The sequence below is a fragment of the Rickettsia endosymbiont of Seladonia tumulorum genome (assembly GCF_964030815.1).
Taxonomy (GTDB): domain Bacteria; phylum Pseudomonadota; class Alphaproteobacteria; order Rickettsiales; family Rickettsiaceae; genus Rickettsia.
Genome location: NZ_OZ034963.1, coordinates 196499 through 208735 on the forward strand (window position 1 = coordinate 196499; position 12237 = coordinate 208735).

Genomic DNA, 12237 nt, shown 5'->3' on the forward strand with positions numbered 1-12237 from the left:
TTCTTTACTTGATAAGTTATATTATTACCAGTGCTGGAATAATAAATTATTAAATTTAAATTATGAAAAAATTATATGTAGCATTATTAACTATAATACTAAGTAGTAGTGTTTATGCTAATAGTCCTCATAACCTTTTTAAAACCGCTCAATATATATTTGGTATTAACTTACATGGTATAATCCATATTGGAGCATTTTATGGTGGTGAAAAAGACTTTTATAAGACTCTAAATATAGAAAATGTATTGTGGATTGAGGCTGATCCAGATACATACAAAAAATTATTAGAAAATGTTAAGCCCAATGGTACTACATGTATAGCAGAAAACTTTGCTGTTACAAATGAAAATGGAATTGCTAAATTTCATAGAACTAATAATGGGCAGTCTAGCTCTTTATTAGAGTTAAATTTACATAAAGTTATTCATCCAGATGTTTTGTTTAAAGAAACTATAGAGGTAACTCAAAAGCGATTAGATACATATTTTCAGGAATCGCAATATGATGTAAAAAAATATAATGTTATTTTAATAGATGTTCAAGGAGCTGAATTATTAGCTTTGCAGGGAGCGGTAAACACTTTAAAAACGATTGATTGTATAATAGCGGAGGTTAATTATGCGGAGTTGTATACAAATGGAACAAATATATGGGATTTAGATAAATTTCTTGCTGATCAAGGGTTTTTAAGAATTGATACTGTTTCTGCAACATGTGGATGGGGTGATGCACTTTATATTAAAAGAAATTTATTATTAAAACATTCTGATTCTGTAAAATAAATTAAAAGCAGTGTACTCTCGTTATTAAAAAATTGACAACGATGCTTCCATATACCAATTATGTACTTTGCGGGCAAAAATCTGCATAAGGAGCAAAGACTTATTTTATTATAAAGTGTTGCTCTTTCTTATGCCTACATGATAGCTCATAAAATATATTTTTAGCACAAACTAATCACTTATGAGATTCATAATTAAGTTTATCATTAGCTCTTTTTGTTTAGGATCGCTTTCAGCAATAAGTAACGCCATTGAGATCATAGTATTAACCCCAACATTTTTTGTGCCAATTTTGGCTTTAGTAAGATAAATTAAAAAAAGTAGGCATCCTATTCGTTTATTGCCATCGTTAAACGGATGATCTTTTATTATGAAATATAATAAATGAGCTGCTTTCTCTTCTGCAGAATTATATAAAGATTTACCATCAAAAGTTTGGTCAATATTACCTAAAATTGCTTTTAAGCTACTACCTCTTTCAGCTCCAAATAAGTTACTTATCTCTGAATCCATTTGTTTGCTTAATTCTTGCTTTAACTTCATAATTGCTTCTAAAGATTCTTGATAGGTCAATAATTCATTACTTTCTGATTGTAATTTGATTGGTGGATTTAGCTTGTCTTCGTCATATTTAATTAATATATCCCAAGTTTTAGAATAATTTTTAATAAGATTAATTAACTCTTGTCCTGTACTATTTACTAAATTCTGATTTATTAAAGTATTTGTTAGAAGTTCTACCGTTTGATGTAGTTGATTTAATCTTTTTTGAGTGATTTTATCATGATTAATATTATAGTCTTTAATCAGATATTCTTTAAGCAAGTTAGTAGCCCATTTTCTAAAAGCTATACCTCTCTTAGAATTTACCCGATACCCTACTGATATTATCATGTCTAAATTATAATATTTGGTATTATATATTTTATCATCTAAAGCAGTATGTGCAAAATTTGCACATACTGTATTATCTAATTCTCTATCACTGAGAATTTTATTAATATGCTTTGTGATAACTGTTCTATCTCTATCAAAAAGTTTAGCTAATTGGTTTTGGGTTAACCAAACTGTATCATTATATAATTGTACATCAACATTAACTTCCCCATTCTCGTCTTGGTAAATTACTAACTGACTTTCTGCTGCTTTATTTATACTCATACTAGGTTCTGTAAACATTTCTCATTAATTTAATTTTAGTTCTTTGCAGCTAGCAGTTATAAGATTTTTTTGAAGTAATTACAACCTTTGCTTTAATTTTTTTTAAAAATATGAATCGTAAGTAGAAACATTTATAGAACTTGAGCATTCCTTACGATTGTAAGCCATTCTGCTTCATCAATAATTTTAATTCCTAGCTCTTTTGCTTTTTTGAGCTTACTACCTGCATCCTCTCCGGCTATTACTAAATCGGTATTAGAAGAAACACTAGCTGCAACTTTTGCTCCAAGTTTCTCGGCAGTTGCTTTTGCTTCAGCTCGTGACAAAGTTGGCATGCTGCCAGTAAATACTACTATTTTACCTGTTAAGCTACTTTGCTCTCTAGTCTCTTTATAATCTTCAATATTTAATACTTCACTTAAATTTTTGATAAGCTCAATATTTTCCTTAACATCAAAAAAATCAATGATATCTACTAACATTTTGTCGCCGATACCGTCAAGATTGTTTAATTTTTGATAAATTTCAGGATCGTTTTCCTTTAGTAATTCCATTTGAGCTATAAAATTTTCATAGCTACCAAATTCTCTAGCGAGTAACTTAGCGTTCTGCTCACCTATATGCCTTATACCTAAGGCATATATAAACCTAGGCAAACTAACATTTTTTGATTTTTCAATATTGTTAAAAAGATTTTCTACGGATTTTTTACCCCACCCGTCCATATTTTCAAGCTTAGTTAAGCTAGCTTCGTTTTTTTCTTTTAAAAAGAATATGTCATAAGGGTTACTAATTAAACCTTTATCGATTAAAAACTCGACTTGTTTACGCCCAAGCCCTTCAATATCCATAGCGTTTTTTGATACGAAATGACGTATACGCTCATAATTCTGAGCAGGGCAGTTAAGACCATTATCACAACGTATTATAATATCTTCAGGAACATAATGTAATTTAGAATTGCAAGAAGGGCAAAATAAAGGAGGATCGAATGTTGTGGCATCAGCAGAACGTTTAGCAAGATCAACTCCGGTAATTTGTGGGATTACATCACCTGCACGTTGCAAAAATACATAATCGCCAACCCGTACGTCTTTTCGTGCTATCTCTTGATAGTTATGTAATGTTGCTCTGCTAACTATAACTCCACCGATTTCTATAGGCTCCAGCTCTGCTACTGGTGTTAATGTGCCGGTTCTGCCTACTTGTACTGTAATAGAAAGCAGTTTAGTTTGCCCTATTATAGCGGGGAATTTGTGAGCGGTAGCAAACCTTGGGGATCTAGCAATAAAGCCCATCCTATCTTGTAAGGCGAAGTCATTTAGCTTATATACTACTCCATCAATTTCATAAGGTAAATTTTCTCTGTTAGTTTTTAAATATTCGTAAAAGCTGAATATCTCTTCTTCGGAGTTTGCAAGTTTACCTATTTCATTAACGTTAAAACCAAGCTCTTTAAATTTTGCAAGTAGCTGATCTTGAGAGTTTGCTAGCTCCTCTTTTGCAGAACCTATAGCATAAACAAAATATTTCAGTGGTCTTTTTGCAGTAACGGAAGGATCAAGCTGACGAAGCGAGCCGGCAGCCGCATTACGAGGATTAGCAAATTTATCTTTGCCTTGCTGTTCTTGCTCTTGGTTTAAACTTGTAAAGTCGTTTTTTTCAATGTAAATTTCCCCCCGTACTTCTAAAAGTTCTGGAGCATTATTAATTTTGTGAGGAAAATCTTTTATTGTTTTGATATTTGCCGTTATATCCTCACCTATATAGCCATCGCCTCTTGTTGCACCTGTTATAAGAATGCCGTTTTTATAGGTAGCAGCAAATGATAAACCATCTATTTTAGGCTCGCAAAAGATAGGAGAGAATTGATTAAGGCGTAAAAAGCTTTTAATACGGTCTAAAAAATCTTTCACATCCTCTTCATCAAATACATTACTAAGCGATAGCATCGGTACTTGATGTGTGACTTTAGCAAATTTATTTTCGATTTTAGCACCTACTTTTTTGCTAGGGCTATTTTCTAGTATGAGATGAGGAAATTTTTGCTCTAACTTTAAATTAGTGTTAAATAGCTGGTCATACTCGGCATCTGAAGCTAGTGGCTTATCTTCTATATAATAAGCATGGTTATATTCTGCTATTTTATCAGCTAGCTCTTGTAATAATTTTTTTGCTTCTTCTTCAGATATTAAATCGATGTTTTGATATTTTTTGTTCATTGATTAGCTTATACTTCAAACGATCTTATAGGTATGATTCGAAAAGCCTACTCAGTGTCATCTAGTTGCTTGACCAGCGTTATTGCATGACGCCTCAATCGTCATTGCGAACGAACGAAGTGAGTGTGGCAATCCAGAAAAATAATAAAAAAATGCTAATTTATAGCATTTTTTAATTGGATTGCTTCGTCAATTACTTCGTAATTTCTTTAGCTCAGACGGAAAAATAGAGCCATGCAACAACGCCGATCCTATAGATCAATTATATCACCTGTTATTTTAGCTTTACCTTTCATTATGCCTATTATAGAGTTTTTAGATTTTTCTAAAGGTTCTAATTTTGCAATCGGTATATTTTTTTTTGTAATAATTACGGATTGATGAGTTTTGTGTAGATCTTCAATTATTTCTAAGCAATGTGATTGAAAATCGTCAATAGCCACTTTGTTAGACATATATAATCTGTTACGTTAAACTTATATTATATCATATAAATATGTAAAAGGATAAAAGATTATTTGAAATTTTTTTCTTCTTTTTTTCTAAGCAATCCAATCAAGAAACCGCTAACAGTAATGAATACTCCGAGCCAGATAAAGCTCATCATCGGTTTATAATATATTTTAGCATGAATTATATCGCCGTCTATATTGCTTAAGACAGCGTAAAGATCATATAGTAAATAAGAATATATATCGCTTTCTTGTGACAAGCCTTTCTCGACTATATAAAGCCTATTTTCTGGTTTTAATATGGTTATGTTATGGTTGTTATCCTCAAGCCAAAATTCAGCGATTTGCCTATAGTAATTTTTGCCTTGGGCGAACTTAACATTTTGCAAAGTTACTTTAAACTCATTAAATTTTGTACTTGTGCCAACGCTGCCGGTAAAGTCCATTTCACTTTGCAATAATGCATTCATAGTAATACTAAAAGCGATCAGTGCAAAGCCGAAATGCCCAAGGATCATGCTAGCAGTACTTGCTTTTAAAGATTGTCTAAAATAATTGGTTTTGACTATAAAATATAAAATGTTATGTAGCATTAAGAAGATAGAGGCGATCGTAGTTAAAACAGATATGACCCTAAAATTTACCCTAAGCGATATTAGATATGTTATTATTAAAGATAATATTAGGATAATAATATGTTTCTTAATTGAGCTTTTAGTAGTAAATAATCCGATAGTGAAAAGAATAGGTATAACGAAAATAAGAAAATTATTAATAAAGAATCTCTCATCGATAATAATAGGTTTATCGTCAAATAAAGAATAAGCTAAAGGATAAAGTGTGGCGGATATTAATACGATAAGGCTTAGAAAGAAAAGAGTGTTACCGATGGTTATACCCGTCATTGCGAAGCCACAATAGTGGCTGTGGCAATCTCGGACAACCTCCTGAGATTGCTTCGTCAATGCTAATGCACCTCCTCGCAGTGACAGCATAGCATACAACCCCAAAGCACCAATACCCATAATCAAAAATATAACAAGTAAATATATACCTCGCTCAGGTGAGAATGCAAAAGAGTGGATTGAGGTAATAAAACCAGATCGGACTAAAAAAGTACTGAATATTACTAATAAAAAAGTAACAATTGACAAAATCGACGTCCAGTTTTGCATATTTCCGGTTCTTGTCATGACTATTATAGAATGGTGCAGCATGATTCCGGATAGCCATGGAAATAGCGAAATATTTTCAACAGGATCGAAGAACCAGAATCCTCCCCAACCGAGTTCTCTATACGCCCACCATGAACCAAGAGCTATGCCGATTGTGGTAAATAAAATACCGATATTGGAGAATGTTTTAAGGAGGCTTATGTCATTCCCGCGAAAGCGGGAATCCAGTAAATAATTTGCAAAAGAACTGGATTCCCGCTTTCGCGGGAATGACATAGAGGAGCGGGATGACACTAACATTGCACAAACAATAGTAAATGGTACTACGTAGCTGACATAACCTAAATAAAGTAGAGGAGGGTGGATGCTTAGAGCGATATCTTGCAGCATCGGGTTTAGCCCCAGTCCTTCCTTAGGAGTAAAGGAAAATGTATTAAACGGATTAGAAGTGAAATAAATAAAGCTGCTAAAAAGTAGTTGTATAACTGACAGGATAATAATAGGTAATTTTTTATCTTCTTGGTTTTTAATTAGGAAGATATAACAGCAACTAACAATTTGTAATAAAGTAAACCATAATAATATTGAACCCTCATGGCTCGACCAACTACCGGCTATTTTATATATTAACGGCTTTAATGTACTGGAGTTTAAGAAAACATTTTGCAAAGAAAAGTCAGAAACAATAAAAGCATACACCAAGGTACAGAAAGCGAGCAGGGTGCATAAGATAGCGGTGTAGAAACAAATGTCATACCGCAACGTCATTGCGAGGAGAGGCAAAGCATCGACGCGGCAATCTCGTAAAGTTTTCTGAGATTGCCACGCTCCTTTTAGTCGCTCGCAATGACGAATGACAAGTGACAAGCCACTTAAGCACATAATAGCAATGAGGAAAAAATTACCAATTTCACTCACTGTCTGATATTTCCTCTATGGTAGGTAATATGATAATTCTTAAGCTATCGATTTTATTAGCGATTTTCTTTAAAATTATTATTTTGAAGTTAAATAACTCAATTACTTCGCCTCGATTTGGAATTCTAGCAATTTTATGGATTATTAACCCTGCTATAGTATTTGCATCATCATCCGGTAAGTTCCAATCAAGTTCTCGATTAACATCTCTAATAGTCGTGGTACCTTTTATAACATATTCAGTATCAGATTTTTTAATAATTTCATCACTATGCCTATCATGTTCATCAGTGATAGGACCAACTATTTCCTCTATAACATCTTCAAGAGTAATGATGCCTTGCAAATCCCCATATTCATCGACAACACAAGCAAAATGGTTATTACGCTCTCTGAAAGCATTTAGCTGATCTACAACAAGTGCATTTTCGGGAATAAACCATGGAGGTGTTAAAAGCTCATTAATATTAATCTTCTTTTGATCGTTATTATGTTCATAAAGCGATTTCAGCAAATCTTTTAAATTTAAAATACTGATTATATTATCTCGATTATCTTTCCATAAAGGTATACGTGTATGAGAACTTGATAACAAGGTTTTAATTATTACCTCGCTAGGTAGATCAATATTAATAGCTATAATATTACTCCTATGAGTCATAATTTCCGATACCGTCATATTACGTATATCTAAAATTCCGCCAAGCATATTACGATCGGTTTTATATACGCCGCCCTCTTGATGGTAATGCTCAATTACGCCTCTAACTTCCTCAGTACCGGATATTTGAGGATTTAAATTAATGCGGAATATGAAACAAAATATCCTTGTAATGTAATCAAGAGCAATATTAATAGGTTTAAAAAGCTTTAGAAAAATTACAATTGTTGAAGCCATTTTAAGAGCTAATTGCTCAGCTTTGGCAACAGCTATGGCTTTAGGTACTACTTCAGCAAAAACAATAATTATAAAAGCCATGACGGCAGAAGCAACCAAAGGACCATTATCACCAAGAAAGCTGATAAATAAAGTAGTCGCAATAGTAGTACAAACAGTGTTGATTAAACTATTACCGATTAGCAAAGTTCCAATTACTTTTTCTTTTTTCTTCAAAACCTGTAAAACAGTCTTAGCACGCTTGTCGCCAGCAATCTTAAGTTTATGAATCTTCCCAGGGGAAGAAGCAGTAATAGCAGTTTCGGTAGCAGCAAATAATGCAGATAAGGCGATCATTATTATAATAATGATCACAAATATAGTGGTCATTTGATGTTAAATTATAAAATTAACTATAAGTAATTATATTAGGAATTAAGCATTTTGCCTAATCTTTTTTGCATGCTTATTTTATTTGAAAAATTGGTGGTAAAGTTTTAGCTTTCAAAATTATAATCAACGTCGTATAGATGAGTCTCTTGTTTTTTGGCTCTTAATCATATCTTGGAATGTAGTATTCGATACGTTATTATTTGTTTTTATCTGTTGCCCGAGCCATTGAGCATCTTGTTTAAACATAGCGTCAGTTAATATCTGGGCGTGGTGTTCTCTTAATCTTAGTCCTTTTTCGCCTTTAGATTGTTCTGTGGAAAGTATTTCTTGCCCTTTAGCAATCTTGATACCATTATCTACAGTAAAAACACCACAAGCTGATTGATCGGTTTGTTGCTTCGTCTGCTCATCAATTATAATCAGCTTATTAGGAAGATTTCTTAAAGTTTTATCTATTAATTTCGGTAATTTCTGACCATCATAATTAATAGAGTTACCTAGTGAATCGTTAAAAGTTAATATTATTTGGTTATCTTTTTTGTTATATTTAGCTACTAAAACTGTCCAATGACCATAACCCATCTCAACAGGGATAACAGCAGCTTCTTTTCCATTATCTTTTATATCTTTAGTGGCTCTATTTAAAATATCTTCATTAATTTGTTGTTGAGCTTCTCCTCCTCTGATTAAATCATTTTTTAGCTTTTCACGTTCTGCATCTGAAAGTTTGAGTATTTCTTCCCTCTTCTTAGCATCACCTAATAATTTGAGTTCGTTCTGTTTTATCGGGAATAAGATTAGCAATCTTTATTGTGTCTTGAACCTCAGCTAAAATTTCATTCTTCTCTTCGCCTTTTGCTGTATAATCTTTAAGCATTTCTTCTGTTATAACTGTATTACGAAAAGTTATAGCTGGTTGCACTGAAAACTTTTTTTCATCTAGTTGTGCTGTTAAAAGATGTGTAATCTCATTTTCAGTATACCAATAATCTTTATTTTTTACATTTCTAATATTTTCTTCAGATATTTCATATTTAAAATCGTTTATATTGAAACTATTACTCATGTTAGGAGGATTTGCAGGAGCGTTATCTGATATCATTGCTTTATAAGCTTGCTCTGTCATACCAACTTTTTTCCAATCTTTTTGTGAGGAATTAGCATTAATTTGTTGTGCAGCTTGTTGCTGTGTTGCCGCTAAAGTTGGCGTAGTTTTTTCTTGTATTTGCTCCTTTGGTAATTTAATTAACTCTGCTTCTGTTTTTGTCGTAGGTTGTGGTTGAGGGGGTTGAGCTTCTTCTTTTGTACCAAAGTAACTAGTTATTACACTTTTAAAATAGTTAAAGACTCTTCTAAAAAAACTTGGCTGTTCTGGCTGTTTAGTTTCATATGATATGGTCGGTTCTTTTTTTGTATTATCAGGAATATTTTTCATAATTTGCTCTCTATCGAAATTAAAATCTATAGGATTTACTTCGGATTTTCCTAAATCTTTTTGAAATTGCCGTGATATTTGAGATACGTATTTTTTTAAATTTTCAGCAGCATTATTTGGATCTTTTAAAATTTCGGTAATTTCAAGTTTAAGACCATAAATTTGATCTTCAGAAGTAATACCAAATTTAGCCGTTATAAGATTTGCTGCTTGATCTAAGGATAAGGGCCAAGTTTTTACAATTACTCTTCCTCCTTGATTTTTAGTTGTTTTTATCAGCTTGTCTAATTCTGCTTTGTCAGGTATAGCACCGGAAAGTAATTTATTAACTTTTTTATCATCAGCAAGGTTGTTAAAAACCGATAACACGGAATCTATATCTGTAATAGTAGTAGCTTTACCTCTATTTATTGTATTTTCATTTATAGCAAGCTCCTTATCTTGCTCATTTGCAAAAAATACATGGCTGGTTTTTGTAAAAAGTTCTTTCCAATATGCTGCTAATGCAGGATTTTCTGCTAGTGAATTATAATGCTCGAAAGTAATAGTACTTTTTATATTTAAATTTTGTAGATTGATTAAATCTTGCAATTTAAAAATAGGGGCTGTGTTATTGTTACTGAGCTGAACATTAAAAATAGGGCTTTTATTTTGTTCTCTAGATTCTTTAAGTATTTCTGCAAAAATACGATCTTTATTTGGTATGCTTGATTCTTTATTAGTCTGAAGTGAGACAATTGTTGGTGGGTCTAGAACTGTTTCTTTTGATATTTTTTCTAATATTTGATTATTACCACCAAGTAAAAGAGTAAATATGATAGGTTCAGCCATCATTAACCTTTGTTAATAAAAGAGTTAATTATTATTATCCTTATTTTAAGGAGTTGGGTCAAGACATATTTAATGCTCCATGCTTTAACTTGTATAATTTATCCATTCTATGTGCTAATTCATGATTATGCGTTACCATTACAATAGCTGTATTTTGTTCCTTGGCTACTTTTAAAAATAAGTTAAATACTTCATTGGTAGTTTTAGGGTCTAAATTGCCTGTAGGCTCGTCTGCTAAGATAATTTTTGGCTTATTAATTAAGCTGCGTGCTATTGCGACACGTTGCTGCTCCCCTCCTGATAATTCACCTGGCATATTATGTAGCTTTTTGCCAAGATCCAAACTATTCAATATATTTTTTGCTGCTTCTATTGCTTCTTTTTGGTTAGAGCAATTAATAAGACGAGGCATAATAACGTTTTCAATTGCAGTAAAATCTTTTAATAAATGATGTTGCTGATAAATGAAACCCAAATAATTAAGACGGATTAGATGGTTTGTTTTATACTCGTTATTTGCAATAATAACTTCGCCGTTAGTTGGTTTATCAAGCAAGCCTGCAATATGTAGTAAAGTCGATTTACCACTACCTGAAGAGCCAATTACAGCAATTAGCTCGCCCTCGTTAATATCTAAATTAAGGTCGTCTAATACTCTGATAATAGAGTTGCCTTGCCTATAATGTTTAGAGACATTTTTTAAAGTTAGGATTTTATTACTCATATCTTAAGGCATCCACAGGATTTAATTTTGAAGCTTTGTAAGAGGGATAAATTGTTGCTAAGAAGCATAATATTATAGATAAAGAAGCGATTAAGATAATATCCTGACTTCTTACTTCTGATGGTAGGCTATAAAGAAAATAAACTGCTGCTTCAAAAATCTTAGTACCGGTTATATTTTCTAAAAAGTTTTTGATAGTCCCGATATTATAAGAAAAAGTAATACCAAGAATTAAACCAAGTATAGTACCAAGCAAACCAATAAACATGCCATTATAGATAAAAATTAGCATTATCTGATTTGTGCTTGCTCCCATTGTTCTTAAAATTGCTATATCGGAAGTTTTATCTTTCACTAGCATAAATAAGCTTGAGATAATATTAAAGGCAGCAACTGTAATGATTAAAGAAAGGATAGTAAACATGGCTGTACGCTCAACAGCCAAAGCACTTAAAAATTGTGAATTCAAAGTTTGCCAGCTAAATATTTGTAAACTTGTACCTAGTAATAGCTGCACTTTATGTGAATATGCAAGAGCCTTATCAGGATGCAGGGTATTAACTTCAATTAAGTTTATATTATTTCCAAGAGATAGAAAATTTTGTGCTGCTTCAAGTGGCATTAATATGGTTGCTGAATCATAATCATACATACCGCTATTAAAAATCGCTATAACTTTAAATTCTTTTGATCTTGGTACACTGCCAAAAGCGGTGGAAATGGAATTCGGTGAGATTAATTTAACTTTATCGTTAACTGTTACACCTAAATTAGCAGCTAAACCTTTTCCAAGTGCTATTACATTCTTACCGTGGAAATTATCAAAACTACCAAAATTAACATTTTTAAAGATTTCATTTTTTAATTTTAAATCATTTAAATCAATACCTTTAATAATAGCACCGCTATTATTATTTTTGCCTAGTGCTAAAGCTTGACCATTAGCAATAATATTTACATGTTTTACGTAATTTTGCTGCAATAATTTAGCTTTAATTTCTTCGTAATTATCAATACTGCTAGTTTGCGGGCTTATGACTATATCGCCGTTTAAACCGATAATATTTTTAGTTAGTTCTGTATGAAAGCCATTCATCACCGACATAACGACTATTAATGCCGCAACGCCGATCATTACTCCAAGCAGAGAAAAGCCTGAAATAATAGAAACAAATTTTTCATTTTTTTTAGCTTTGAAATATCTAAAAGCTACTGTAAAGATAAAGTTATTATTAATCATTTTTGTTGTTTTGTTATTTTGTCA

10 protein-coding genes are annotated in these 12237 nt (G+C 32.0%); 1 reads left to right on the top strand and 9 read right to left on the bottom strand.

What is annotated here, in order from left to right; all coding sequences use genetic code 11:
* Positions 1 to 62 precede the first annotated feature (62 nt).
* Positions 63 to 785, top strand: coding sequence for an FkbM family methyltransferase (locus tag AAHF54_RS00925; RefSeq protein WP_342170060.1), 723 nt, complete (start codon positions 63 to 65; stop codon positions 783 to 785).
* A 171-nt stretch (positions 786 to 956) separates the two neighbouring features.
* Here the strand turns inward: AAHF54_RS00925 and AAHF54_RS00930 are convergent, their stop codons facing one another.
* The 9 genes from AAHF54_RS00930 to AAHF54_RS00970 all read right to left on the bottom strand — a co-directional run bounded on the left by AAHF54_RS00930 (position 957) and on the right by AAHF54_RS00970 (position 12213).
* A complete protein-coding gene (locus AAHF54_RS00930) occupies positions 957 to 1964 on the bottom strand; it encodes a virulence protein RhuM/Fic/DOC family protein (RefSeq protein ID WP_342170061.1) in 1008 nt (335 codons plus the stop codon).
* 113 nt (positions 1965 to 2077) lie between these two features.
* Positions 2078 to 4168, bottom strand: coding sequence for an NAD-dependent DNA ligase LigA (gene ligA / locus AAHF54_RS00935; RefSeq protein WP_342170062.1), 2091 nt, complete (start codon positions 4166 to 4168; stop codon positions 2078 to 2080).
* A 251-nt stretch (positions 4169 to 4419) separates the two neighbouring features.
* The gene (locus AAHF54_RS00940; protein WP_341788757.1) at positions 4420 to 4623 is read right to left on the bottom strand and encodes a type II toxin-antitoxin system Phd/YefM family antitoxin; all 204 of its coding nucleotides are present in this window, start codon (positions 4621 to 4623) and stop codon (positions 4420 to 4422) included.
* A gap of 59 nt (positions 4624 to 4682) precedes the next feature.
* The gene (locus AAHF54_RS00945) at positions 4683 to 6563 is read right to left on the bottom strand and encodes a heme lyase CcmF/NrfE family subunit (protein WP_410526174.1); all 1881 of its coding nucleotides are present in this window, start codon (positions 6561 to 6563) and stop codon (positions 4683 to 4685) included.
* A gap of 142 nt (positions 6564 to 6705) precedes the next feature.
* On the bottom strand, positions 6706 to 7980 hold the full coding sequence (locus AAHF54_RS00950) for an HlyC/CorC family transporter (protein WP_342170063.1): 1275 nt from the start codon (positions 7978 to 7980) through the stop codon (positions 6706 to 6708).
* Between the two features lie 126 nt (positions 7981 to 8106).
* Positions 8107 to 8787, bottom strand: a complete 681-nt coding sequence (locus tag AAHF54_RS00955; RefSeq protein ID WP_342170064.1) for a hypothetical protein — start codon at positions 8785 to 8787, stop codon at positions 8107 to 8109.
* Complete coding sequence (locus AAHF54_RS00960) at positions 8738 to 10252, bottom strand: hypothetical protein (RefSeq protein WP_342170065.1); 1515 nt, start codon at positions 10250 to 10252, stop codon at positions 8738 to 8740. The genes AAHF54_RS00955 and AAHF54_RS00960 overlap by 50 nt, the downstream gene beginning before the upstream one ends.
* 55 nt (positions 10253 to 10307) lie before the next feature.
* On the bottom strand, positions 10308 to 10973 hold the full coding sequence (locus AAHF54_RS00965; protein WP_342170066.1) for an ABC transporter ATP-binding protein: 666 nt from the start codon (positions 10971 to 10973) through the stop codon (positions 10308 to 10310).
* On the bottom strand, positions 10966 to 12213 hold the full coding sequence (locus tag AAHF54_RS00970) for a lipoprotein-releasing ABC transporter permease subunit (protein WP_342170067.1): 1248 nt from the start codon (positions 12211 to 12213) through the stop codon (positions 10966 to 10968). Before AAHF54_RS00970 ends, AAHF54_RS00965 begins: the two co-directional genes overlap by 8 nt.
* Positions 12214 to 12237: the final 24 nt, after the last annotated feature.